This is a genomic window from Alcanivorax sp. 24, from assembly GCF_004360225.1.
Lineage (GTDB): Bacteria > Pseudomonadota > Gammaproteobacteria > Pseudomonadales > Alcanivoracaceae > Alloalcanivorax > Alloalcanivorax xiamenensis.
In genome coordinates this window covers 61,288-86,922 of the sequence record NZ_SNUA01000010.1, presented here as the reverse complement: position 1 = coordinate 86,922, position 25,635 = coordinate 61,288, and the positions used below count along the sequence as shown (strand labels likewise).

20 protein-coding genes are annotated in these 25,635 nt (G+C 62.4%); 8 read left to right on the top strand and 12 right to left on the bottom strand.

Translation table 11 applies throughout. The features are described from left to right. Positions 1 to 118: 118 nt before the first annotated feature. The 6 genes from E0L37_RS14150 (at position 119) to E0L37_RS14125 (ending at position 7,842) form a co-directional block, all read left to right on the top strand. Complete coding sequence (locus E0L37_RS14150) at positions 119 to 1,573, top strand: NAD-dependent succinate-semialdehyde dehydrogenase (RefSeq protein WP_133492367.1); 1,455 nt, start codon at positions 119 to 121, stop codon at positions 1,571 to 1,573. A 60-nt stretch (positions 1,574 to 1,633) separates the two neighbouring features. Beyond that, positions 1,634 to 2,836: an isocitrate/isopropylmalate dehydrogenase family protein gene (locus tag E0L37_RS14145; RefSeq protein WP_133492366.1), complete on the top strand. Its 1,203-nt coding sequence runs from the start codon at positions 1,634 to 1,636 to the stop codon at positions 2,834 to 2,836. Between the two features lie 74 nt (positions 2,837 to 2,910). Further along, positions 2,911 to 4,161: an aspartate aminotransferase family protein gene (locus E0L37_RS14140; RefSeq protein WP_133492365.1), complete on the top strand. Its 1,251-nt coding sequence runs from the start codon at positions 2,911 to 2,913 to the stop codon at positions 4,159 to 4,161. Next, positions 4,158 to 5,129, top strand: coding sequence for a D-2-hydroxyacid dehydrogenase (locus E0L37_RS14135; RefSeq protein WP_133492364.1), 972 nt, complete (start codon positions 4,158 to 4,160; stop codon positions 5,127 to 5,129). Before E0L37_RS14140 ends, E0L37_RS14135 begins: the two co-directional genes overlap by 4 nt. 62 nt (positions 5,130 to 5,191) lie before the next feature. Continuing rightward, a complete protein-coding gene (locus tag E0L37_RS14130) occupies positions 5,192 to 6,601 on the top strand; it encodes an amidase (protein WP_133492363.1) in 1,410 nt (469 codons plus the stop codon). 44 nt (positions 6,602 to 6,645) lie between these two features. After that, positions 6,646 to 7,842, top strand: coding sequence for a pyridoxal phosphate-dependent aminotransferase (locus tag E0L37_RS14125; RefSeq protein ID WP_133492362.1), 1,197 nt, complete (start codon positions 6,646 to 6,648; stop codon positions 7,840 to 7,842). Positions 7,843 to 8,141: 299 nt separating this feature from the next. Here the strand turns inward: E0L37_RS14125 and secF are convergent, their stop codons facing one another. The 6 genes from secF to E0L37_RS14095 all read right to left on the bottom strand — a co-directional run bounded on the left by secF (position 8,142) and on the right by E0L37_RS14095 (position 14,156). Next, on the bottom strand, positions 8,142 to 9,068 hold the full coding sequence (secF, locus tag E0L37_RS14120) for a protein translocase subunit SecF (protein WP_133492361.1): 927 nt from the start codon (positions 9,066 to 9,068) through the stop codon (positions 8,142 to 8,144). Between the two features lie 7 nt (positions 9,069 to 9,075). Beyond that, positions 9,076 to 10,959, bottom strand: coding sequence for a protein translocase subunit SecD (secD, locus tag E0L37_RS14115; RefSeq protein ID WP_201303685.1), 1,884 nt, complete (start codon positions 10,957 to 10,959; stop codon positions 9,076 to 9,078). 63 nt (positions 10,960 to 11,022) lie between these two features. Beyond that, positions 11,023 to 11,346, bottom strand: coding sequence for a preprotein translocase subunit YajC (yajC, locus tag E0L37_RS14110; protein ID WP_014995999.1), 324 nt, complete (start codon positions 11,344 to 11,346; stop codon positions 11,023 to 11,025). A 22-nt stretch (positions 11,347 to 11,368) separates the two neighbouring features. Further along, positions 11,369 to 12,490 carry a tRNA guanosine(34) transglycosylase Tgt gene (gene tgt, locus E0L37_RS14105; RefSeq protein ID WP_133492451.1) on the bottom strand — a complete coding sequence of 374 codons (1,122 nt, stop codon included), beginning with the start codon at positions 12,488 to 12,490 and terminating at the stop codon, positions 11,369 to 11,371. 96 nt (positions 12,491 to 12,586) lie between these two features. Then, complete coding sequence (gene queA / locus E0L37_RS14100; protein ID WP_133492360.1) at positions 12,587 to 13,651, bottom strand: tRNA preQ1(34) S-adenosylmethionine ribosyltransferase-isomerase QueA; 1,065 nt, start codon at positions 13,649 to 13,651, stop codon at positions 12,587 to 12,589. 28 nt (positions 13,652 to 13,679) lie between these two features. Beyond that, complete coding sequence (locus tag E0L37_RS14095) at positions 13,680 to 14,156, bottom strand: RDD family protein (RefSeq protein WP_133492359.1); 477 nt, start codon at positions 14,154 to 14,156, stop codon at positions 13,680 to 13,682. A gap of 372 nt (positions 14,157 to 14,528) precedes the next feature. Between E0L37_RS14095 and E0L37_RS14090 the strand changes: the two genes are divergently transcribed. Continuing rightward, positions 14,529 to 15,674 (top strand): DUF3541 domain-containing protein, encoded by a 1,146-nt coding sequence (locus tag E0L37_RS14090; protein WP_159659843.1) that lies wholly within the window; start codon positions 14,529 to 14,531, stop codon positions 15,672 to 15,674. Here the strand turns inward: E0L37_RS14090 and E0L37_RS14085 are convergent. The 3 genes from E0L37_RS14085 to E0L37_RS14075 all read right to left on the bottom strand — a co-directional run bounded on the left by E0L37_RS14085 (position 15,644) and on the right by E0L37_RS14075 (position 19,577). Beyond that, on the bottom strand, positions 15,644 to 16,834 hold the full coding sequence (locus tag E0L37_RS14085) for a serine hydrolase (protein ID WP_133492357.1): 1,191 nt from the start codon (positions 16,832 to 16,834) through the stop codon (positions 15,644 to 15,646). The genes E0L37_RS14090 and E0L37_RS14085 overlap by 31 nt on opposite strands. Positions 16,835 to 16,950: 116 nt before the next feature. Further along, positions 16,951 to 17,964: a helix-turn-helix transcriptional regulator gene (locus tag E0L37_RS14080; protein ID WP_133492356.1), complete on the bottom strand. Its 1,014-nt coding sequence runs from the start codon at positions 17,962 to 17,964 to the stop codon at positions 16,951 to 16,953. A 617-nt stretch (positions 17,965 to 18,581) separates the two neighbouring features. Beyond that, entirely contained in the window at positions 18,582 to 19,577 is a 996-nt protein-coding gene (locus tag E0L37_RS14075) for a GlxA family transcriptional regulator (RefSeq protein ID WP_133492355.1), read from the bottom strand. A gap of 199 nt (positions 19,578 to 19,776) precedes the next feature. Between E0L37_RS14075 and E0L37_RS14070 the strand changes: the two genes are divergently transcribed. After that, complete coding sequence (locus E0L37_RS14070) at positions 19,777 to 20,463, top strand: M24 family metallopeptidase (RefSeq protein WP_133492354.1); 687 nt, start codon at positions 19,777 to 19,779, stop codon at positions 20,461 to 20,463. Between the two features lie 324 nt (positions 20,464 to 20,787). Here E0L37_RS14070 and E0L37_RS14065 read toward each other — a convergent pair whose 3' ends face one another. The 3 genes from E0L37_RS14065 to E0L37_RS14055 are packed head-to-tail and all read right to left on the bottom strand — an operon-like array spanning position 20,788 to position 25,629. Then, positions 20,788 to 24,723, bottom strand: a complete 3,936-nt coding sequence (locus tag E0L37_RS14065; RefSeq protein WP_133492353.1) for a cobaltochelatase subunit CobN — start codon at positions 24,721 to 24,723, stop codon at positions 20,788 to 20,790. Next, positions 24,723 to 25,082, bottom strand: a complete 360-nt coding sequence (locus E0L37_RS14060) for a DUF2149 domain-containing protein (protein WP_133492352.1) — start codon at positions 25,080 to 25,082, stop codon at positions 24,723 to 24,725. Before E0L37_RS14060 ends, E0L37_RS14065 begins: the two co-directional genes overlap by 1 nt. Continuing rightward, positions 25,075 to 25,629, bottom strand: coding sequence for a MotA/TolQ/ExbB proton channel family protein (locus tag E0L37_RS14055; RefSeq protein WP_133492351.1), 555 nt, complete (start codon positions 25,627 to 25,629; stop codon positions 25,075 to 25,077). The genes E0L37_RS14060 and E0L37_RS14055 overlap by 8 nt, the downstream gene beginning before the upstream one ends. Positions 25,630 to 25,635: the final 6 nt, after the last annotated feature.

The window sequence follows — 25,635 nt, the reverse complement described above, 5'->3', positions numbered from 1 at the left end:
ACCAGGGGATGGGATTGCGCGCCGGGCTCTGCTAGCGTAACTCTATACCTCTATTTTCACGGGCGCGGTCGCACGACTGCGCCTCTTGCCTTTGATGCGCTTTCAGGAGAGCCACGCCATGACCCAGCACAACCTCAAGGACTCTGATCTGTTCCGCCAGCAGTGTTTCATTAACGGGCAGTGGTGTGATGCCGAGGGTGGCGCCACCCTGGACGTGGACAATCCCGCCACCGGTGACATCATCGGCACCGTGCCCCGCATGGCGGAAGAGGGAACCCGGCAGGCCATCGCCGCCGCCGACAACGCCCTGCCCGCCTGGCGTGACAAAACCGCCGAGGAGCGCGGCAAACTGCTCTACGCCTGGTATGAGTTGATGATGGCGCACCAGGACGACCTGGCCACCATCATGACCCTGGAGCAAGGCAAACCGTTGGCCGAATCCAAGGGCGAAATCGCCTACGCCGCCTCCTTCCTGAAATGGTTCGCCGAGGAAGCCCGGCGCGCCTATGGCGACACCATTCCCGGAGCCCGTCCCGGCCAGCGTATCGTGGTGATCAAACAACCCATCGGGGTGACCGCCGCGATCACCCCCTGGAACTTCCCCTCCTCCATGATCACCCGCAAGGCCGGCGCCGCCCTGGCCGCCGGTTGCACCATGGTGGTCAAACCGGCCAGCGCCACCCCCTACTCCGCGCTGGCACTGGGTGAACTGGCTACCCGGGCCGGCATTCCCGCCGGTGTGATCAATGTGATCACCGGTTCCGCCGCCGCCATTTCCACCACCATCACCCAGTCTCCGGTGGTGCGCAAAGTCAGCTTCACCGGCTCCACCGAAGTGGGCAGCCAGTTGATGGCGCAGTGCGCCGAACACATTCAGAAGGTGTCCCTGGAACTGGGCGGCAACGCGCCGTTCATCGTCTTCGACGACGCCGATCTGGACAAAGCCGTGGAAGGCGCCATCGCCAGCAAATTCCGCAACACCGGGCAGACCTGTGTGTGCGTGAACCGGTTCCTGGTACAGGACGGCGTGCACGATGCCTTCGTGGAAAAACTGGCGGCGGCGATCAATCAACTGAAAGTGGGCGATGGCTTCGAGGACGGCGTCACCCAGGCACCGTTGATCAACGGTGGCGCGGTGAAAAAAGTGCTTGAGCACATCGAGGACGCCAAATCCAAGGGTGCCAAAGTGGTGGTCGGCGGCGCCGCTCATGAACGCGGCGGCAACTTCGTGCAACCGACCCTGATCACCGGCGCCACCCAGGACATGGAATTTTGCCACGAAGAGACCTTCGGCCCGCTGGCCGCGGTGATCCGTTTCCAGGACGAACAGGATGCGATCCAACTGGCCAACGACACCCCGTTCGGCCTTGCTTCCTACTTCTACAGCGAAAACATTCACCGCGTGTGGCGCGTGGCGGAAGCGCTGGAAGCCGGTATGGTGGGTATCAACGAAGGTTTGATCTCCAACGCCGCCGCCCCGTTCGGCGGCGTCAAGGAATCCGGCCTGGGCCGTGAAGGCTCCCATTACGGCATGGAAGAGTATCTGGAAGCGAAATACCTCTGCATGGGCTGATCGCGCGGACGGTAATGACCACGGCAGCGCGTTAGCGCTGCCCGTTTCAAGGAGCCGCCCATGGTTTCCATCGCGTTACTGCCCGGTGACGGTATCGGCGGCGAGGTGATGGCCGCCACCGTGCCGGTCCTCGATACCCTGGTCCAGCGGCACCGGTTGCCGCTGGATTACCGGGTTCTCCCCTGGCCCGCCACCGAATGGCACCGGCAGCACGGCAGCATGATGCCGGACGACGCTCTGGATCAGTTGCTCGGCTACGATGCCTTGCTCTTGGGGGCGTTAGGGGATCCCGGCCCGCTGGATCAGCCGGACCGCTATCGTCTGCCCGACAGCATTTCCCTCGCCCCTTTGCTGACGCTGCGCAAATCGCTCAATCTCTGGGCCTGTGAACGCCCCGCCCGCTACTATCCCGGTGTCCCCTGCTACCTGTCCGATCCACGCGCCACAGAACTGGATATGCTGGTGATTCGAGAAAACAGCGAAGGGGAATACGCCGGCCAGGGCGGCCGCCTGCGCGCCGGCACCGAAGACGAAGTCGCCACCCAGTTGGAAGTGTTCACCTACGCCGCCACCGAGCGGCTGATCCGCCATGCTTTCGAGCGGGCCCGACAACGGGCCAGGGAGCGCCGTGAAGAAAAACGGGTGCGTGCTTTCACCGGCCCCGGAGGCGAAACCCGGGAGTCCCAGGTTTGCCTGATCACCAAACGCAATGCCCAGGCCTTCTGGGGTGATCTTTATGACCGCGTTTTCCAGCAGGTGGCGGCGCAGTACGCCGATGTCGCCACCCACCACGAGCTGGTGGACGCGGCGGCGATGAAGTTCGTGCAGTGTCCCTGGCGCTTCGATGTGGTGGTGGCCAGCAACCTGCACGGCGACATTCTTACCGATCTGGCCGCGGTCCTGGCCGGTGGTTTGGGGGTGGCGCCTTCCGCCAATATCAATCCCGCCGACCTCGATGTGCCGGCGCTGTTTGAACCGACCCACGGCTCGGCGCCGGATATCGCCGGCCGCAATCTGGCCGACCCGCGCGCCACTTTGTTCAGTCTGGCGCTGCTGTTGCAATGGTTAGGAGAACGGTTAGGAAAACGGTTGGGGCAGCGCTCGGATGCCACCGCCGATATTAAGAACTCGAATGAAAAAAGTCGGCTTTTTTATAGCGCCGCACACCAATTGCATGAGACGCTGATTACGGATCTCGCTGCCGGACATCCGGTCAGTGGCACCGATGCCGTGGGCCGGCGCATAGCCAACGCTCTACGGTAAGCCGAACGGCATCGGCGCTGGCCCCCGGGGCTTAGAAGCCTGTTCAAGGGCTCTACGACACGGAGGAGAGAGCGATGCATCATCTGTCTCCATTGCTGGTGCAATCCAGCGGCATCTGCGCGGAGCGCGGCGAAGGAAGCTGGTTGTTCGATGCCGAGGGGCATCGCTGGCTGGATTTCACCTCCGGCATCGGCGTCACCGCCACCGGCCATTGCCACCCCAAGGTGGTGGCCGCCGCCCAGGAACAGGTGGCCCGCCTGGTCCACGCCCAGTACACCACCGTCACCCACCCCAACATGCTGCGCCTCACCGACCGGCTCAGTGAGCATCTGCCCGCCGGCCTCGATGCCGTGGCATTCTCCAACTCCGGCAGCGAAGCCGTGGAAACCGCCATCCGGCTGGCGCGGCATGCCACCGGCCGCCCTAATCTGATCGCCTTTCAAGGCGGCTTTCACGGCCGCACCCTGGCGGCGGCCTCGCTGACCAGTTCCACCACCAAGGTGCGCAGCGGGTGGGGGCCGATGATGGCAGGAGTGTTCTTCGCGCCGTTCCCGCACACCTACTTGTACGGTTGGGATGAAGAAGCCACCAGCGCCTTTTGTCTGCGTCAGCTCGACGAACTGTTGTTGACCCAGAGTCCGCCGCACGATACCGCCGCGCTGATCATCGAACCAGTACAGGGGGAGTTCGGTTACTACCCGGCACCGGCCTCGTTCCTGGCCGGTCTGCGCGAGCGCTGCGACCGCCATGGCATCCTGCTGATCGCTGATGAGATTCAGGCCGGTTACGGCCGTACCGGCCGCTTCTGGAGCCACGAGCATGCCCGGATCCAGCCGGACATAGTGGTCACCGCCAAGGGGTTAGCCAGCGGCTATCCACTATCCGCCGTGGCCGCCGCCAAGGGCTTGATGGCCCAGGGACGCCCCGGTTCCCAGGGCGGCACCTACGGTGCCAACGCGGTGTCCTGTGCCGCCGCTCTCGCCACCCTGGAGGTGATCGAGGAAGAGGATCTGGTCAACCAGGCCGCCGGGCACGGCCGCTATCTGCGTGAACGCCTGGAGGCACTGGCTCGCAAACACGACGACATCGACGAGGTGCGCGGCAAGGGCCTGATGCTGGGCGTCGAGATGGTCCGCGCCCCCGGCCAGCCCGACGGCGAACGCGCCCAAACGCTGCTGTCCCGGTGCGAACAGGCCGGCCTGTTGCTGCTGCGCTGCGGCACCCATGGTCAGGTGGTGCGCTGGCTGCCGCCCTTGACGGCAAGCCGTCAGGAAATCGATCTGGCGGTGGATACCTTCGAAGACGCGCTGGAGAACACGGCATGACGTTGCCGCGGGTTACCGTATTGCTGGCCGAGGACGAGCCCGATCTGCCCGGCCTGGAAAGCCTGGAAGGCCTGGCCCGGATCCACCAGCACCGTGGCGTCGATGGTCTGGCGCCCCGGCTGGCGGAAACCGATGTGCTGGTGGTCACCGACTTTCGCGTCGACGCGCTGGAACGGGCCTGGCCCTCCCCCTGTCCGATTCGTTGGGTGCATGCCACCAGCGCCGGCGTCGACGCACTGATGATTCCGCCTCTGCGGGACAGCGATATTCCGGTCACCAACGCCGCCGGCATCTTCGATCGCGGTATCGCCGAATACGTGCTGGGCGCGCTGCTGCTGTTCGCCAAGGACACCCTGGGCAATCTGCGCTATCAGCGGCAACGGCAGTGGCGGCACCGGGAAACCAAAATGCTGCGCCAGCAAAGCGCGCTGGTGGTCGGCGCGGGTTCCATCGGCCGGGAAGTGGCAACCCTGCTCGGCGCCCTGGGCATGGAAGTGATCGGCACCGCGCGGCGGGCGCGACAACATGACGACGCCTTTGCCCGGGTCCATGCCCAGGAGGATCTGCCGGCACTGCTGGGTGATGCCGACTACGTGATCATTACCGCGCCGCTGACCCGCCAGACCGAGGGGCTGTTCAATAGCGACACCTTCGCGCGGATGAAACCCGGCGCGGTATTGGTCAATGTGGGCCGCGGTGCCATTGTGGACACCCGCGCTCTGCTCGCCGCTCTTGATGGCGGCCACCTGGGTGGCGCCGCCCTGGACGTATTCGAGCAGGAGCCGCTGCCCACCGATCACCCGCTCTGGGACTACCCCAATGTGATGATTTCCGCCCACATGGCCGGCGACGCCCAAGGCTGGCGTGCCGCCCTGGGCCACCAGTTCGTGGACAACTTTGAGCGCTGGCGCCGGGGGCAGCCCCTGCGCAATCCGGTGGATACGCAGCGGGGTTACGGTCAACGCTGACCTCGCCTCGCGCCGTTCCTCCACCCCCGTGCCGGCACCGCCACCAGCGGAGGAGGCCATCCATGAGCGAGGATATACGCGCCCTGAGCGCGCGGGCATTGCGGCAAGCCTACCAAAGCCGGGCATTGTCCCCGGTGGAGGTGACCGAAACCCTGCTCGATCAGATCGAGCAACAGGACCCGGCATTGAATGCCTGGTGTCTGATTGATCGTGATACCACTCTGACCTCCGCCCGGGAGGCCGAGCAACGCTATCTGCGCGATGATAGCCAGGGCTTGCTGGACGGCGTTCCGGTGGCGATCAAGGATGTTTTCCTCACCCCGATGTGGCCCACCCTGAAAGGCTCGCGCACCGTCGATCCGGTCAAGACCCTGGGCAAGCGCGCTCCGGCGGTGGCGGCACTGGAACGCCACGGCTATGTGCCATTGGGCAAGACCACGACGCCGGAGTTTGGCTGGAAAGGGGTGACCGACAGCCCCCTGTGCGGCGCCACCAACAATCCCTGGGATCCGGCCAAAACCGCCGGAGGCTCCAGCGGCGGATCGGCGGCGGCGGTGGCCGCCGGCATGGCGCCGCTGGCCCTGGGCACCGACGCTGGCGGCTCCATTCGCATTCCCGCCGCCTTCTGCGGCATCGTCGGACACAAACCGACCTTCGGCGAAGTGCCGCACTGGCCCGCCAGTCCGTTCGGCACGCTGGCCCACGCCGGACCGATGACGCGCACGGTGGCGGACTGCGCCCTGATGATGCAGGTGTTGAGCGAAGCGGATTCGCGCGACGCCCAGGCCGCCCCGCGCCGCCCACGGGATTATCTGGCCGCCCTGGACGGCGACCTCAAAGGACTGCGTATCGCCTACAGCCGCAATCTGGGCTACGTGGATGTGGCCGCCGACATTGAACAGGCCTGTGATGAAGCGGTGAAGGTATTGCGGGAGCTGGGCGCGGAGGTGGTGGAAGCCGATCCGGGCTTTCGCAGTCCCCTAGCCGCCTTCGGCCACCTGTTCTACGGCGGCGCGGCCAACGCCTGCCGGGAGTTGGGCGCGCGCCAGCGCTCGCTGATGGACCCGGCCCTGATGGAAGTGGTCAGCAAAGCGGAGCGGCTGTCTATGCTCGACTATCTGGGCGCGGTGAACGAACGGCTGGCGCTGTCGGAACGGATGGCGCTGTTCCATGAGAAATACGATTTACTGGTGACGCCGACACTGCCAATCACCGCCTTTGATACCGCCCGGGAAGTACCCGTGGACTGGCCCAGCACCCGCTGGCCCACCTGGACGCCCTTCACCTACCCGTTCAACCTCACTGGCCAACCGGCATTGTCGCTCCCTCTGGGCCTGGACAGCGCCGGCTTGCCCATGGGGCTGCAGATCGTCGGCCGCCGTTTCGATGACGCCCTGGTGCTGCGCGCCGGGCATCAGTTCGAACAGCAACGGCCCTGGCGACGGTTTCCGCCGCTGGCCGGGGTCGACTGACCGGAGGCACTCTCAATGGGTAAGCACCGTCGACAGGAGGCACCGTGAGCGAACTGGACATCGACTTCTACGAATCCGAGGACCCGATCTGGAATCCGGCGCTGCACACCATGCCGGTGCCGGGCATCCGCCGCATGGTGAATCTGGCCGCCACCATGGACGACGTCATTCATTTGTCCATTGGACAACCGGATTTCAAGCCACCGGAGCACGTGGTGCAGGCGGCCGTGGAGGCGCTGCAAGCCGGCCAGACCGGTTACACCATGGACGCCGGACTACCGGAACTGCTGGACGCTCTGGCGGACTACTACCGGAATCGTTATCAACGGCCGCTGGTGCCGGAAAACATCATGGTCACCACCGGTGCCACCGAGGCCATCTATCTGGCACTCACCGCCACCTCCGCGCCGGGTCGGGAGTTCATCGTGCCGGAGCCGGCCTTCATGCTTTACGCGCCCTTGATCCGCATGAACGGCGGCGTCGTCAAGGCGATCCCCACCCACGCCGAACAGAACCACCAATTGGACCCCGAAGCGGTCATCGACGCCATCGACAACAACACCTGCGCCATCGTACTCAACTCGCCGAGCAATCCCACCGGTACGCTCTATCCACGGGAAACCGTGGAGGCCATCGTCCAGGAGGCGGCCTACCGGGGCGTCTATGTGATCAGCGACGAGGTTTACGACCATCTGGTTTATGACGGGCGAGAATATCCCAGTGTGCTGTCATGCTGCGCCGACCTCGACCACGTGATGGTGGTTTCCAGCTTTTCCAAGACGTTCAGCATGGCGGGGATGCGCATCGGCTGGTTGATGGCCAGCCAAGGCGCGATCAAGAAGCTGCGCCGCTATCACATGTTCACTACCACCGTGGCCAATACACCCTGCCAGTGGGCGGGGGTGGCGGCCTTGAACGGCGACCGCTCATTCGTGGACACCATGCTGGCCGAATATCAGCGGCGGCGGGATCGATTGGTGGAACTGGTGGAGCGGACACCGCACCTGACCGGCTACCGGCCCGAGGGGGCCTTCTATCTGTTTCCGTCGCTTCCGGAAGGCGTCAACGGCGGCAATGTGGCGCTGAAGCTGCTGCGAGAGACCGGTGTCTGCACGGTGGCAGGGGACACCTTTGGCGAATCCTGTGCCAACGCCATACGGATCAGTTACTCCACCTCGCTGGAGCAGATCGAGGCGGCGTTCGAGCGCATTATTCCGTGGATGGCCAAACAGGATTTCTAGGGTGAGGCTAATCTCTCAGGAGGTTTCCACAAGGCCGCTGTAGGAAACTCCATGGTGCCCTGCAAGCTCACTGATACGCCGATTCGCCAGCAAGCTGGTCTCCCACGGATCATGCTACACAGCCGCTGTGGGAGCTTGCTTGCAAGCGAATGGCCAGCGGCCCGGAGGCATTCGTGTCCAAGCGGAGCGCCGCCCGGGCCTCTTCCACAGCAATGAACCACGAAGCCGCTCCGTGGGAGCTTGCCTGCAGCGGCTTCGTGGGCAAGTCCGTACGAAACGGCCCAGGCGGCACCCCGCCATCAGGGCATATCGTCCACTTCCTTCTTCTCCGGAATGATGAAGTCCTGCTTATCCACTTTCATCAGGAACAGCATGTTGGTGACCACGTATATGGACGAGTAGGTACCCACCGCGATCCCCACCAGCAGCGCTTCGGAGAAGGCACGCATCACTTCACCGCCAAAGAAGAACAGGGCAATCAATACCAGCAACGTCGTGAAGGAGGTGTTGATGGTCCGACTCAGGGTTTCATTGAGAGAGCCATTGATGATCTTCTCCGCGTCGGTTTCCCGGGTATCGCGGAAGTTCTCCCGGATCCGGTCCGCCACCACGATGGAGTCGTTCAGCGAGTAGCCGATCAACGCCAGCACCGCCGCCAGCACCGTCAGATCGAAAGTCCAGCGCGTCAGCGAGAACAGACCCAGGACGATGATCACGTCGTGCAGCAAGGCCACCACGGTGGCGACACCAAACTTGTTGGTGAAGCGGAACCACACGTAAACCAACATCAGGCCCAGCGCCATCAGCAGCGCGAGGCCGGACTCGTCGCGCAGTTCGTCGCCGACTTGCGGACCAACAAATTCCACCTGCAGAACCTTCAGCCCGGGCAGCTTGCTTTCCACCACCTCTGTAAGCCGCGGCCCTACCTGATCCGCGGGCATATCGTTCAGGGTGGGCACCCGGATACTGATATCCCGGGGCGATCCGTAACGCACCACGGTGGCCTCTTCGAACGGAGTGCCTTCCAGCGCGGAACGCACATCGTCGATGATCACTTCATTTTCGCCCTTGGCCACCACCGAGGTGCCACCGGTGAAATCCATCCCCAGATTCAGCCCCTGGGTCGCCAGCAGCCCGATGGAGCCGATCACCAGAATGATCGACAGCGCCGCGAATACCCGCCGGATGCCCAGGAAATTGATGGAGAAAGGAGCCTTGTTACTCATAAGCACCTCAAATACTCAGTTTGGCCGGCGGACGGGCGCCGCGGCCGTAGACCATTTCCACCATGGCGCGGGTGCCCACGATGGCGGTAAACATGGAGGAGAGGATGCCGATAAACAGAGTCACCGCGAACCCCTGCACCGAGCCGGTGCCGGCGGAGAACAGGATCACCGCGACGATCATGGTGGTGATGTTGGCATCAAGAATGGTGCTGAACGCCTTGGCGTACCCTTCATCGATGGCCTGCCGTGGACGCACGCCTTTCTTTAATTCTTCCCGGATACGTTCATAGATCAGCACGTTGGCGTCCACCGCCATGCCCACTGTCAGGACGATACCAGCGATGCCCGGCAGGGTCAGGGTGGCGCCGGGAATCAGCGACATGATACCGACGATGATCAACAGGTTACCGACCAGCGCCACATTGGCGAAGATACCGAACACCTTGTACCAGACCAGCATGAACACCAGCACCAGAACCATGCCCAGCGCCATGGATTTGAGGCCGGCCTCGATATTTTCCGCCCCCAGGCTGGGACCGATGGTGCGCTCTTCGATGATGGTCACAGGCGCGGCCAGGGAACCGGCACGCAGCAGCAGCGCCAGCTCGGACGCTTCCGCCGGGCTGTCCAGACCTGTAATCCGGAAGCGGCTGCCCAGAGTGTCCTGGATAGTGGCCACGTTGATCACGTAACGGTCGGTGGTGCTCACCGGTACTTGCTCGGTCTCACCGTTCTCATTGGTACGCGAGCGCATCTCGGTCTTGGTTTCGATGAACAGCACCGCCATCGGATTGCCGACGTTCTGTGAGGTCACCCGCTGCATCCGGCGGGCACCGGCGGAATCCAGGGACACGTTCACCTGCGGGGTGCCGTTTTGCGGATCGAACCCCATCTGCGCGTTGGTGACTTCGTCACCGGTGGCGATCTTGGCGCGATCCAGAATCACCGGACGATCCCCCTGACCGCGGAAGGGGAAAATCTCGGTGCCCGGCGGCGCCACGCCGGTGGCGGCACGGCTGGCCGGATAGTCCTGATTGACCAGCCGGAATTCCAGGGTGGCGGTACGGCCGAGAATACGGCGGGCCTGGGCCGCGTCCTGTACCCCGGGCAGTTGCACGACGATGCGGTCCGCCCCCTGCCGTTGCACCACCGGCTCGGCCACGCCCAGTTCGTTGACCCGGTTATTCAGCGCGGTGCGGTTCTGATCCACCGCGTAATCCTGCATGTCCTTGAGGGCGGTCGGGTTCAGGTTGAACACCAGCACCCGCTGCTCGGGATCGGAGTCCAGCGAGAATTCCGGCAGCGCGTTACGCAGCAGAGTGCGGGCCGAGTCGGCGTCTTCGGAGTTGGCGAACTGCACGCGCAACTGCTGGCCGTCTTGCCGCACGTCGCGGTAACGAATGCCTTCGTTTTTCAGCGCCAGTTTGATCTGACCGGCCCAGGCTTCCATGCGCTGGTTCACCACCGCGTCCATGTCCACCTGCAACAGGAAATGCACACCACCGCGCAAGTCCAGCCCCAGGTTCATCGGCGAAGCGCCGATGGCACGCAGCCAGCCTGGAGTGGTGGGTGCCAGGTTCAGGGCCACCACGTACTCATCGCCGAGGGAGCCGGCGAGAAGCTCTCGGGCACGGAGCTGGCTGTCGTTATCGCTGAAGCGCACCAGCCAGGAGCCGCCGTCGATGTGTTCGCCGGGCCCGTGTTGCAGACCCGCCTGATCCAATTGCCGCAGCACGCGCTGGCTGGCGCTGTCGGACACCTCGCCACCGGCCTTGGCACTGCTGATCTGTACGGCCGGCGCATCGGGGAACAGGTTGGGAAGAGCATAGAGGCCGCAAACAAACAGCACGGCCATGAGCAGGAAGAATTTCCAGCGCGGGTAGCGGGTCATAATCGTCTTCCGGTATTGCCGGGAGGCGGCGGCCCGGAGCGACCGGGCCGGACACACCTCTTTTTATATGGATTTGATGGTGCCCTTCGGCAACGTGGCCTGGACACTCTGTTTTTGCAGTTTGATTTCCAGATTGTCGCTGATTTCCACCACCACGAATTCGTCGGTGACTTTGGTCACCCGGCCGAGAATGCCGCCGGCGGTTACTACCTCGTCACCTTTGTTCAGGTTCTGCACCAGATTGCGGTGTTCCTTGGCGCGCTTCTGCTGCGGGCGGATCAGGAAGAAATAGAACACCGCGATCATCACCACCAGCATGATCAGTTCGATGCCACCGCCCGGACCTCCGGCGGCTTGTGCATAAGCGGGCGAAATCAACCAGTTCATCTCAATTCTCCACGTTTTCGCGTTAAAGAGCGGGCACATCGCGGCCCATGGCCGCATAGAAGTCGCCGACAAAGGCGCTCAATGTACCCGCTTCAATGGCCCCCCGCAATCCAGCCATCAGCCGTTGGTAATAGCGTAGATTGTGGATGGTGTTCAGCTGCGCGCCGAGCATTTCACCACAGCGATCCAGGTGATGCAGATAGCTGCGGGAAAACTGGCGGCAGGTGTAGCAATCGCAGCCCTCCTCCAGCGGTGACAGGTCGCCGCGGTGGCGGGCATTACGAATCTTGATCACCCCTTCACGGGTAAACAGATGACCGTTGCGCGCATTGCGGGTGGGCATCACGCAATCGAACATATCCACCCCGCGGCGCACCCCTTCGACAATGTCCTCCGGCCGCCCCACGCCCATCAGATAGCGAGGCCGGTCAGTGGGCATATGCGGCGTGATCCCGGCCAGAGTACGCCGCATTTCCTCCTGCGGCTCGCCGACACTGAGCCCGCCGATGGCATAGCCGTCAAACCCGATGTCGGTCAGACCGGCCAGGGATTCGCGGCGCAGATTATCGTACATGCCCCCCTGTACGATCCCGAAACAAGCCGCATCGTTCCCTTCATCGGCTACATGGGCCGCTTTCGAGCGGCCCGCCCAACGCAGCGACAGCCGCATGGACTCGGCGGCCTGGGTCTCGGTGGCCGGGTACGGGGTGCATTCGTCGAAGATCATGCAGATGTCACTGCCCAGAGAACGCTGTACCTGCATGGCCCGTTCCGGCGTCAGTTCCACCCGATCGCCATTGATCGGGTTCTTGAACACCACGCCCTGCTCGGAAATCTTGCGCAACTCCCCCAGGCTGAACACCTGGAAACCGCCTGAATCGGTGAGGATCGGCTTGTCCCATTGCATGAAGCCGTGCAACGAACCATGACGTTCAATGATTTCGGTGCCCGGACGCAACATCAGGTGAAAGGTGTTGCCCAGGCAGATTTGCGCGCCAGTATCGGCCAGGTCCCTCGGCAACATGGCCTTGACCGTGCCGTAGGTGCCCACCGGCATGAACGCCGGGGTCTCCACCTCGCCACGGGGGAAGGTCAAGCGGCCACGGCGCGCCGCGCCGTCGGTGGTCAGCAGATCAAAGCTCATTCGGGACATGGAATACACTCGCCTGACGCCAGACGCTGGACGCCCGACGCTATAAAACAGAAATCATAAAGGTAGAAGCGTAACCGCATTGCTCAATTATTCCTTCGAAGCCGCCGCGTCCGGCGTCTGGCATCCAGCGTCCGGCACCCTTTCGATGAACATGGCATCGCCGTAACTGAAAAAGCGGTAGCCTTCACGGACTGCTTCCCGGTAAGCCGCCAGCACCCGTTCCCGGCCGGCAAAGGCGCTGATCAGCATCAGCAGGGTGGAACGCGGCAGATGGAAGTTGGTGACCAGGGCGTCCACCTGACGAAAACGGTAACCGGGATAGATGAAGATATCGGTTTCCGCCTCCCCCTGGGTCAACGCACCGTCAGCGCTGGCGGCTTCCAGAGCCCGCAGCGCCGTGGTACCCACCGCCACCACCCGTCCGCCACGGGCTCGCGTCGCCAGTACCTGCTCCACCAGGGCTTCACTGATACGAAAGCGCTCACTGTGCATGTGATGCTCTTCCACCTTATCCACGCGCACCGGCTGGAACGTGCCCGCGCCCACATGCAAGGTGACGAAGCCCGTGTCCACGCCCTGCTCCCGCAGCTGCTCGATGAAGGCCTCGTCGAAATGCAAACCGGCGGTGGGCGCCGCCACCGCGCCCGGCTCCCGGGCATACACGGTCTGATAGCGCTGCAAGTCGGTGTCTTCGTCCGGGCGGTCGATGTAAGGCGGCAACGGCACGTGGCCAATGCGCTCCAGAGCATCCAGCACCTGCTGACACCCGGTGAACACCAGGTGGAACAATTCGCCACGCCGACCGCGAACCTCCGCCGCCACGCCGTGGTCAAATTCCAGCCAGCCGCCGGCCTTGGGCGACTTGGAAGCCCGCACATGGGCCAGCGCCTCACGACCGCCGAGCAGACGCTCGATCAGCACTTCCACCCGCCCGCCGGTTTGCTTGCGGCCGAACAGGCGGGCCGGGATCACGCGAGTGTCGTTGAACACCAACAGATCGCCGGGCTTCAGCCAGGCGGACAGATCCGGAAACCGGCCATGCCCCATCCCCGCCCCGGTCAGCGTCAGCAAACGCGCATCACGCCTCCGCGCTGGCGGATAGCGGGCGATCAGTTGGTCCGGTAACTCAAAATCAAAATCGTCGACTTGCACGTATCACCCGTGTTCAGCTCACATGTGTTCAGGAGCAACCTTTGCCGTTCTTCGACATTTCCACCGTGGCGGTGAGGGACAATCGATCATGCAGAGTTTGATGAGGATGCACCAACACCACCAGATAACCGGCCCCCAGCATCAACCAGGACACACCGGCGGCGGCGAAACGGGCCAGGGTCTGCCAGAATTTCACCGGCCCGCCACGATAGCCACGAATTTGCAGCCGCCAGGCGCGCATTCCCAGAGTCTGGCCACCATGCAGCCAGAACCAGGCATAGAAAGCCCAGGTCTCCACCAGCAGCAGGGGGAACAGCACCCCCTTCAGCACCATCGGATCGGCCCGGGTGACACCGTTGATCTCCTGGGTCGGCAATCCCGTGTGGTTATAAACGATGACGAAGAGCCCGGCGGTTATAAACCATAACGCCAACACCAGAAAGCCATCGTAGACCAGCGCCATCAGCCGTTTGATCAGGCCCGCGGGTCTGGCATCTTCGATCATCGCTGCTCCATACGAGTTACCCGGGCGACGGCCCGCGGAGTGACCGCCACTGAGGGCGCCCCATCACGGATGGTGGTCACAAATAAATCGTCCGGAACGATTTTTGACGTCGCTCCGGCGACGGCCCGTAAGGTGACCATCATGAATGATGGTCACAAAAAAACCCGCTCGGCGCGGGCCTTTTGAATCATCGGCGGCGCGGTCGGCTCGGCGACCGGCCCAAACGGCGGCTATTCTAGCAAACCCGGGCCCCCCTGTCCCGCCGTGGACCGGCGTCACAGCCCGTCATCATGGTTGTTGCGGGGCGCCCCTCGGCGGCGGTACAAGGGCACTATGACCCCGGTCACCGGGGTGCCACCCGGAGGGAGTCCCATGTCCGGCTTCCGCCTGTACGCCCTGCTCGTTCTGGCTGCCCTGTCGACACTCCTGACTGGCGCCATCGCCACCGCTTCACCGCCTTCCGCGCCATCTCTCGGCGAACAGATCCGGGACCGCTATGAGACCGTGCTGCCGTCCCTGCCACCGGACAAGCAGCGCCACTACGCCCTACGCCTGTACCGTCTGACCGGCGACGACGTTTATCTGGCACCGATCCGCGACGAGGTTCTGGCCATTCTGCCGCGCTGGCGGCAAGCCATGCAGGCCCTCGACTCCGCGGACCAGCGGCAGGCCCTGGCCAGCCAATTGGTGGACGACTACCGCGACGACACCCTCAAGTATCAACGCCGCAAGGCCTTGCTGCGCCGCAGTGGCGAGCTGCCCTTCGCCAAACGGTTACTGTACCGCGTCAATCAACTTGAGGAGTTGCATCTTGCCGGCAAACCGCCGTTTCAGGGCACCGGCCGCGCCCTGGCCTATCTGAGGGAATTCGACTTCCGCTCCTTCGTACTCGATCCCGAGGTCATCACGGTGTACTCGGCGCAGACCGCGAACCTGGTCTACTACCTGTACCGGCTCGGATTACAGGATTTGCGCGAGCCCTACCAACAGGCCTTTCGGCGCGTCTACCCACCCGACACCCGGCACCAGGGGCTCGAATTGCAGGAAAAGGTCTATGGCATGACCCATCTGGTGATCGCCGCCAGCGGCTATTACCAACATGCCGTGGCGCGCAAGGACTTTGCCTGGATTTTCGATTATTTCGAGCACCGGGCCGGCCACGTCATCCAAGGCACCAAGCCGGATGTGTATACCGAGATGGCGCTGTGTTTCCTGCTCGCGGAAGAGCCGGACAACCCGGTCATCGGCAAGGTCAAAGCGGCGCTGGAACGGGAGTTTGATGACAAGGCGGACATGATTCCGGCCACCGACGGCAGCACCGACCCCGCCCGCGGCGAGCACCGCAACACCCTGGCGGTGATGCTCTATTACTGGCCGGAGAAGCTTCACACGGGTCCGGACCTGTCCCGGACCCGCCCCTTCCAGCAAGCGCCGTCCATACCCAAAGACACCACAACAGGGCGGAAAAGTATCGATGGCGCCCCGTCTCAAGCCTCCCGCACACGGTTCATGGATTGATAAACGGCACCTTCAAAATCCAGATAGCCCGCGAACGAGGAGGGGTCGCCGAAGGGCAGGATCTGGGTCGCCCAGTAGCCACCGATGCCGTTGCGACGATCAATCCAATAGAACAGGTTAGCCAGCCCCGCCCAACCGATAGCGCCTTTAGGGCGACCGGTGGGAGCGTCTTCCTCCACCGTCATGAAGGTGAAAGACCACCCCTTCTTCAACCCCGGAAAGAACTCCGCGTCATTGGATAACGGCGCGATGACGCCCGGCAACATACCCACTTTCTGATGGGGTTCGAGTTGGTTGGTCACCGCCATGGCGACAGTCTCGGGCTTCAGCACCTGGCCGTTCGATCCGGCGCCGTCGTTGAGCCACATACGAATGAACTTCATATATTCCGGCACGCTGGCATACAGACCATGTCCGCCGCAGTCGACTTCCGGTTCATCCGGCAGAAAGAAATTCATATCCTCGAGTGCACCATCAGCCTGGCGCGCGTAGACAGCGGCGGTACGATCCCGCATGGCGGCGGTGCGGGTAAACCCGACGTCTTCCATGCCCAGTGGCGCAAAAACGCGTTCACGCAAGACCGTGCCCAGACGCTGGCCACGGATGCTCTCGACGATCTGGCCGACCCAATCAATGTTCGTGCCGTATTCCCATCGGGTCCCGGGGTCGAACAACAAGGGTGTCTCAAGACTCGCTCGAGAGCAGGTTATCGCGCCGGGCTGGCCATGCTCCGCCGCCATGCGCGAATAGTTTTCGTTGAAAAAGTCATAGCCAAAACCGGCGGTGTGGGTCAGTAGTTGGCGGGTGGTAATGTCGGATTCCGGTGCTCTCAATACCGGCTGGCCACGGGCATCAAAGCCATCCAGCACCGGCAATTCGCCAATGACGGGTACATATTCCCTGGCTGGTGCGTCCAGATCCAGCAGTCCCTCCTCGACACATTGCAGCGCGGCGGTTCCCGCGATGGCCTTGGTGGTGGAAAAGATCGCGAAGACAGTGTCCTCTGTCATTGGCATTCCGTCCGGCCCTCGCTCTCCGGCTGCGCCGGAATACAAATCACGCTCCCGATCCGTGACCATGGCGACGACGCCGGGTACACGCGGGCTTTCCGTGACAACTCGATGAAGGATGCTGTCAATGGACGCTCTCAAGTCGGTCATGTCATTGTCCTTTTATTGAATGTTGTGGGATGACGGACAGTGAAGCGTGCGTCGGCATGAGGCTACGCGCCATTCGAAATCGGCGGGCTGCATTCCGAATCGGAAGATATTTTGTATTACGTTTGTTTCGCGGCGGCCAAAGTGTGTGAGGGCAGTTCGCCGAAACGGCGCCTGTAAATGCGCGCCAAGGCCCCCAGGTTGACGTACCCCCAATCAGCGGCGATCGAAGTCACGGTTTCTCCCAGCGATGGGTTTTGCAAGGCCTTGCGCAAGCCCTCCAATCGGCGGGCACGTAAAAAGTCGTACGGGGTAACGCCACGGGAGCGCCGAAATCCATCGGACAGTGCCCGAGCGGAAACCCCCACCATTCGTGCGATTTCGCCGATGGTGGGTGGGTTATCGGCCTGCTCGGACATGATTTCCTCGGCCTGACGAACATAGCGTGGCGTCACCGGCATGGTTTCCTTGCGCATTGCCAGGCCCACGCCATCCCCCCATGTTTGCAACAGCTCCAGGCATAGCAGTTCCTCCAGGTGCCGGGCCATCACCGGCTCCGCCTTGAGGCGGCCGCAGGCCTCGACGGACCGGACCACATAGCACAGCAAGGCATACCACCGCGAGCCGTTCCCTCCGAAAGCCAATCGTCGGGTCCACAGCGTGTCGTCCGGCACGAACCCCAACCAATGCATGGCGACATCGGCCATCGCTTGATGGGGGATCGTCAGGTTTAACTGCATATGATGGCTGTCGGCATCGAGCCAATAGTCGGTTCTTGAACAATCGACCACGAAGCTTTCCCCCGCTCCGGTGCTAACGTCAGAGACCTCGTCCTGCTTATGGCGCAACGCACCTTTAATGGTGTTCAGGACCAGAATATTCCCCGCCGCCGGATCGAAATTATCCAGATGAACGGGAACGCCATAAGAAAATCGCGTCATCGTGATGCGTTGGACTTCCACCGAACGCATGGTGGCGGAAGGAAGCAACCGCGGTGTAGCCGGCCTTACGCGATAGGGCATATAGACCCTGCGGCAGAATTCCTGAACCTCGTCCCAATCTCTGGATGACGTGGGGCCATCTTGTGCGATGGGGCGGCCCGACATGTCAGTCAATAGTGCCTGCTCCAGCATTTGCCTCTCCACCACCTGCTTTCAGGAAATCCGGACATCACTTCTGTCATAAAATGTCCAGTGCCGCCATACAACTTTGGTGCGATCAACAGTGCGGATATGGAGCCCGGCGCCGGGTCCGATATCCGATACTCGAGCCATTCAGAACCGTTCGTGGCAAGAAGGCAGGCGGCGTGATGATATCGCAGGCAAAAAAGCCGGAGAACAGCGCCCCGGCCTATGATTCGCCAAGTTTAAGGTGTCTTGGCGCACCACGAATTTGGTACAGAGGCCGGACTTGAACCGGCACGCCCATCTCCCGCTGCCAAGACGGTCATCGTGGTCCCTTGCCGCTTGCGGCATGACGCCCTGTCGGATCGAGAATCAGGGCGGCCTCCGGACTCCGATCCTGCCCTCCCGCCTATAACGACACTATAACGGCACCCCCACGAAGGAGGCGCTCAACCACGCGCCAGTGGCCGCTCCTGTCCCTAATCGGACGGAGAGGTCGCCCAGCTGAGCACTGTCTTTAAAGGCGTCTATTGCCCAATAGGATTCTCTACTCGTCGATATGAATAGACGTCGTGCAAGCCGCCACCATATCGGGAAAGCTATAACCACATGGGGTTCTCATGGGGTCAGATATTCCATCTTTCTTCGATTGATTGCCTTTCCATACTTCCAAAGTTCGCCCTATATTGCCGTGGAGACACACCGAGACGGCGCAGAAACACAGAACGCATAAGTTGCGCATCACGTAATCCGCATTCGGCCGCAATGGTCTTCAATGGCAATCTTCCACATTCTAACAGCCTGCGGGCCGCATCAACCCTGACCATCTCAACAAACTCAGCCGGACTCATTCTGGTTTCCCGCGAGAATACACGGGAGAAATTCCTCGGACTCATTCCGAGCATATCCGCAAGCGCCTTCACCCTGAGGTCCGCAGTCAGGTTTGACAAGACATACTCTTGCACCTGCGCGACTGGCGAATCTGAGTCGATGAACGGCATCAAATAAGGACTGAACTGCGATTGCCCTCCCGATCGCTGGGTATAGACAACGAGCCGCTTTGCCACATTGAGCGCCACATCCTGACCTTGATCGCGAGCCACAAGAAAGAGAGCGAGATCAATGCCCGCAGTAACCCCGGCGGAGGTGTACAGATTACCATCGCTGATATAGAGGCGATCCGGCTGGACTTTGGCGTCGGGGCATAACTCAGCCAATGCGTCAGCATCGTTCCAATGCGTTGTGACCATGCGGCCAGCCAAAAGGCCTGCTCTGGCAAGAATGAACGCTCCGTTGCAAATCGAGCCAAACCGCTGAGCCCGGGCCGATGCTTGGCCCAACCAAAGCGCAAACGCCCTCGATACCTCAAGCCCAGGTATCGAGGGCCCACCAGCCACCAGTAATAGGCTGAACGCATCCTTTACATCCATGTAGTGACAGTGAGGTCGGAGTAAAGCTCCGTTTGAGCATCGGATCGAGTGCGGCTCCATCCCGATAACGGTCAGATGATACTGAGCGTCCGGCAGTAAAAACCGATTGGCTTCGGCAAAGACATCAAGCGGTCCAAATATATCCAGAGCCTGTGAGTCCTGAGGGGCGACGATACCCACATGATGGACCATAGCGAGCGACTCCTACGTAACGCAACGGGGACATTGCGCACTCTACAACCCGCTGCTCGCCCAACGAAGCCGACAGCATGATTGTTGGCACAAAACACATTCGGGTTGTCCTAGATCATGCCCAAACGCCACTGGGTGGAACAGGCCCCTTGCTACGACAATAACCACTCCCTCATCCCGATCATCAAGGAGTTGTTTCATGGACAAAACGACCGTACATGCCGCCGAACGTGTGGGCCCGGCCTTTTCGACAGACGGCATGCTATTGGCACGCAGAAAAACACGGCAAGCCATTCACGACATCGCTAGCCGTGTCACTCCAGGAATGGTGGAAGAAGAAGCCGTCACCATGGCAAAACAGGTTTTGATCGACAGCGGAATGACTCTTAGCTGGCACCCCACCCGTGTGCGCTTTGGCCGAAACACGATCAAACCGATGAAACGCAAGTCTGAGCCTGGCGTGATGCTGCAGGAGAACGACATTTTCTTCATCGACATCGCACCTCGCGTGAACGCCTGGGAAGGCGATGGCGGCGCCAGCTTTATCGTCGGCGAACACCCCGACTATTCACGCTGTGCGGCCGATGCGGAGCGTCTTTTCCACGACGCGCGAGAAGTCTGGAGCTCCCAGAATCTGACCGGCCAAGCGCTGTACGCATACGCGGAAAGCACCGCCCGAAAAATGGGTTGGGAACTGAATCTTGACCTTCCGGGACACCGAATATCGGACTTTCCGCATGCGGCTATCCATGCAGGGGCATTAGCCGACCTTGACGTCCCGCCATCGGCAATGCGTTGGATCCTGGAGATACATCTGTGTGACCCTCAGCGACGTTTCGGCGCGTTCCACGAAGACATGCTGCTGGACGACGAACACTACAACTGAGTTTTCTCTTTAGGTTTAGGAGGCCCCTCCCAAGCCAGAACTTATGAGCCCCAGGGCAGCAAGCACTATGGATCAACGTTGCGCCCTCTCGCGGTCACCAACCGGCGAGAGAGTTCGACCTCGATCCCGCGGATCAGACCCGTCGCTTGTTCTTGACCGTTGCCTATCAGAAAGCTCAGCACCTGTGACGGCACCAACAGAAAACTTTCCACCAGTTACCTCAGAAATCGTGCCGCTACTCAACGCCTTGAAGACAGCTCTGTCTTTGTTTGCTGCGGCACTGTGCCCGGCGAGCCACTTCACGCCAACCCCTGATCGGCACAATCAGCGGCGGCGCCACTCCAGGCAGAATCCAAGACCGATCAGCAGCAGCGCGCCCCCCAGAAACAGCATGGTGGCCGGCTGGCCGACGGTATTGGCCGACACCGCGGGACGCGCCACGGTTTCCATGACACGACCTGTCACCTCGGCCGGGGCGCCGCCACTCCGCCCCGGCGACGCGGCCGTCAACGCGGGAGCTGTGCCAGTGGCCATCCGCACTGCCTGACGGTAACGGCGTGCCAGCGCCTTGCCACCCGGTGCCTGTTCCAATGCCACCTCAATGGAGCGGGTCAGCGTCTCGTTGCGGCAAAGGTTGGCGTTACAGGCGCTACCATGGGCCAGGGCACTCTCCACCAACCTCGTGGCCACTTGGCGCTTATCCGCGTCGCTGGCGTCCCATTGGCCACGCTCCGCGGCTCCAAGCAGATTGGCCAACAACCCCTGCTCCGCGTAGGGGTTATGACGATCCAGGAAATCGCGCATATCCAGGCCGTATTCGTCATCCACGTAGACCGCCTTCACCTTGGCCCAGTCAGCGCTGCCCACCACTTGGTCGGTGGTGCTATTCCAAAGATCAAGCTGATCGGTGAGAAACATGAATGCGCGCGCGCCGTCGTAGCCGTGATCCTGCATCCGCTGAATCCAACGCGGATTGAAATAACGGGTGAAGAGTTCCTCCTGGACCGCCTTGGCCGCGCTTTGCAGAGATCCGCCGCCAGCTCTTTCCGGGCGGCTTACATAAAGTTCCGCGCCCTGGCCTCCGGCGGCGCGGGCGGCCATATCCAAACCACCCAGAAAAGCAGCCGACATGGGGTGATCAAGCATGCCATTGACGTCGCTGGAGCGTGGTAAGACTGCGCCCTGCAGATCCTTCACAGTGTCCGAGAACAGCGCCGGCATGGCATCGCCGTCCCGGCCGCCACCATACACATGCCCCATGCGATCACGATACAGCGCCGCCATGTCCGCCTGGCCACCACGGTGGTCTCCGGAACGGGCCAGGAACTGGATGTTCGGCGAGTATGCCCCCGGCGCCGCGGAAAACACCCGGGCCGTGGATAAGGCATCCGCCTCGGAGGCGGATGCGCCAGAGGCTTTGAGCCGCTCTGCTCTTTGGCGACTGGAGGCGGCCACGGGATTATCGTCCTCCGGCGCGGCGGCGGCCAAACGTACTGCCCGGTCGATCAGATCCATAAGTCCGGCATAATGATCCCGGTAGGTACCGCTGGCGGTGACCGTGACGTCCACGCGAGGGCGTCCCAATTGTTCCCGGGAAAGGCGCCGAAGACCCGAGACACGGCCCTGGCTGTCCCGCTCGACGTGTACGCCCAGCAGAGCCAGGATGTGCGCTTCATTGACCCCCTGGTTGCGGGTTGTTTCGCTGGAAAACAACACGAAGGCGAGATGTTTCGGAGGTTGGCCCTGGTGCTTTTCCTGAAAGGTGGCCACCGTGTCCTCGGCCAGTTGCCAGCCAGTGGCTTCCGCCTCCGGTGTTGGCATGATCGCCGGGTCGAAGGTGTAGAGGTTGCGGCCCACCGGCAGGCTGTCAGCGCGGCGCAACGGTGAAAACATGGGCCCTGGCTCAATCCAGCGCCCTTCCAGGGCATCCAGGATGGCGCTGACCTCCCGGGGCGCTCCGCGCAAACCGTCAGCGTAGTCCTGGGCCTGTTGTACCGTTTGCCGCCGGGTATCGGACAGGGGCCCGTCGTTGGCGGCGATCAGTGCCTTTTCGTTGGCCCCGTTCAGGGCGGCATCAAGCAGGGCCGGGGGCAGGAGCTCCTGGCCATTGCCTGTGAGCATGGCCGTGACCATGCCAGCCAGGGCGTCTCCGGTGGGTGCCCGACCGAGTACCCGAGTGCCGTAAGGCATACTCTGCTGTTCCAGATTGGCAATATGGCCAACCACCTCTTCGCGCAGGCGCTCGAAGGGCACGTTGCTGGCGTCCCAGGACAATGCTCGATCCAGGCCCAGGGCCGCGACCTCGTCGCGAATTGCCCGGCGTGCCCCGCTGCGAAGCTGATCATGGCCGACCAGATCATCGTAGCGTTGTAACAGCGTCTTCAAGGTTGTCAGAGTGGTCAATTCGCCGGTGGGCACCACCAGGTTGTACCAGCCGGGAGTGAGCGCCAGCGCTTTTCGCTTATTGGCCAGACCGCCGGCTCCTCCCAGGCGTTCCGGGTGGATGTGGGGAGTGGCCCCCAGCAGCTGGCCAATGGCATCGTCCACCAGCGGGCCCTCGCTTTTGCCGGGTTGCAGGACGATGTTGCTGAACAGGCTGACCCAGGCGTCCGCCTTGAAGTCGTTCCGCAGCCAGAGGAAGAAGGCGGCGTATTGATGATGAGGCGGCAGGGCGTCCGGCGACTTCAGCGCTGCGTCGTTTTCCAGGTAACCCCAGGCAGGATGCGCGGCGATCAGAATGTTACCGAAGCGCAACGCCGGTAGCAGCAAGACACGTTCGTCGCCGTCGCCGGCCACCATGACGTTCCCCGGAGGCGCGCCCCAGACTGACCCCATGCGCTCTCGTAGCCGGGCGGGCAGCGCCCCGAACCATTCCTGGTAACGCGCCAGAGGCACACGAATGGCGTCTGTCCTTGCCGCACGTTGTTGGATCGACGCCGGAGCCCAACCACCGATATTGGACGCTTCGTCCACCAGTTGGCGGCTCAGTTGGTCCCGGGACGGCAAGGGGGCGTCGCCCAGATCATAGCCGCGTGCCTTCATCGCCTTGAGCACCTCAATCAGAGTGCCGGGCACGTCCAGAAAATCGTCGGGATCGGCACCCAGATCCGCCTTACCGCCGCTTTCGCTCCAGAAGGTGAACACCACTTTCTTTTCGGCGTTGGCCCGGCGGTGCAGATGCGCCCAGGCCACCGCCCGGGCGGCACGCCAACGGGTTTGTTCTACCATGGGGAGAACGTCGCGCCGACCGAACCCGCGCTCCCCGGCAGCGGATACCGCCAGCGGTTCGAATATGCCCGCCCGTTCCCCCCGGGCGATGTCTCCCGAGTTACGTGGCGCCAGACCATGAGCTGATTGCCGGTACGCTTCGCCACTCTGGTGACGAATATGCAACGCGGAAAGCACGGGAACACCCAGGGCCCGGGCCCGTTCAATGCCCTGATTCAGGTCGTCACGATCAAGAACGGTGCCCTGAAAGATTACTGCGTCCACCCTGGGAATACCCTGATCGTCCAGCAAAAGATCGAGGCGGGCGTCACCAGTGCCAGCCAGCGCCACCGGTTCGCCACCTTCCGCCCGGACGGCTTCGATCAGGGCGTCCACACCGGCCAGGTCTTCCTGCAGATAGTGGTTGCGATGGAACAGGATGCCGATGCGCGGTGTAGCCTCGTCCACCTCGGCGCCCGCGCGCTGGTAGCTCCGCCAGTCGGCGAACAGATCGGGCTCCCCCGGCCGGTAAAAGCCCTGCTCCGGATAGGAACGGGGCGCCGGTACCGGCGCCCCGTCGTTACCACCGGCCAACACCGCGAGATAAGCGATCAGTCCCCGGTAATTGACCTGCGACGGCATGCGCCAGTAACCGGTCAGATCCGGATGTTGATGGACATCCACATTGCCATTCAGGTCAGCGCCCGGCGAGACCACCACCAATCGGGTATGCTCGCCGGCCCTCCGGAGCAATCGGGCATGAGTACGGGCATTATCCGAGTCGCCATCCACGAATAGCAGATCCAACCCGGCCAGTTCCGCCTCTATACCGGCCTGATCCAAAGAATGACCACCATCCCCCGAGGCGTAAACGATGACCGTGGCACGATCATCCAGCCCCTGGGCGGCGCGTAGAATTTCGCCAGCCCCGGTACTTTCTCCACCGTCGTACACCAGGCCGATACGTGGCGTATCGGCCCATGCCGTTACCGTAACAAGCAGGCTGCCCAGCACCATCAACAGCGATACCGGAGTCCGTTGCCATGTCATCATCAGGGAGACACCCCATCTTCCGGCACATAGACCACCTGCCCGTCAGGCAACCGGTACGCGGTGCCCAATCGTGTGCCAGCACCACTCAACTCCCGGTCGGAGACTTTCTGTACCTTGATGCTTTCCCGGTCCTTGGTAATCAGAGTGGTTTCACCGTCCCGGTTCTGGGTCATCACCGTCATCTGGCTGTCCGGGTCGATAAAATCCTGCAGTGAAAACAGAGAGAACAGCGCCAGAATCAAGGCCACAATGAAAGCCAGACTGACATCGAAAAGATTCGCGATACCGGCGAGAGGGTCATCATCCAAGCTGCTCTCAGCGAACAGGCGATGGCGCCGCAGCAACCGATGTTCACTCATGGGACCCCTCATTATCGCGAGCCAGCAGACGTTCGGCGTACAAAGCCAACTCGGCGCCATCGCGACGAGCCCAGCGTTCCTGCGTGGTCGCCAACAGATAGGCCACCACACTGATCGCCAGCCCCAGCACAGTGGCCGCGAACGCGGTGACCATATTGCCCGCCAGCGCCGGCATCTGGCCTTCCGCCAACCCCTGCAGTGCATGGGCCATGGGAATCAATGTACCCATCAGTCCCAGGGCAGGACCGATGCGCACCAACAGCCGCAGCCGTGACACGGAACGCCAGGCACGTTGTTCGGTGTCCATCAGGATATGTTCCAGACGCAGGGACAGTGGGTCATCCGTGCTCCCTTGCCGGGCCTGATCAAGACGCTCAATGGCACTTGCCGGGCGCGGTTGTCGACGGCGAACCAAGGCCAGGCGCAGAGTGCCGCCCAGCGCGACCAGGGTGACCGCCGCGGCGAGCAGCAACCCGATCATCACCGGCCAGGCCAGCAGGTCGGCGATGCCGTGTAGGATCAGTCGAAGGCCGTTCAGGCTCGTCATGGCAGG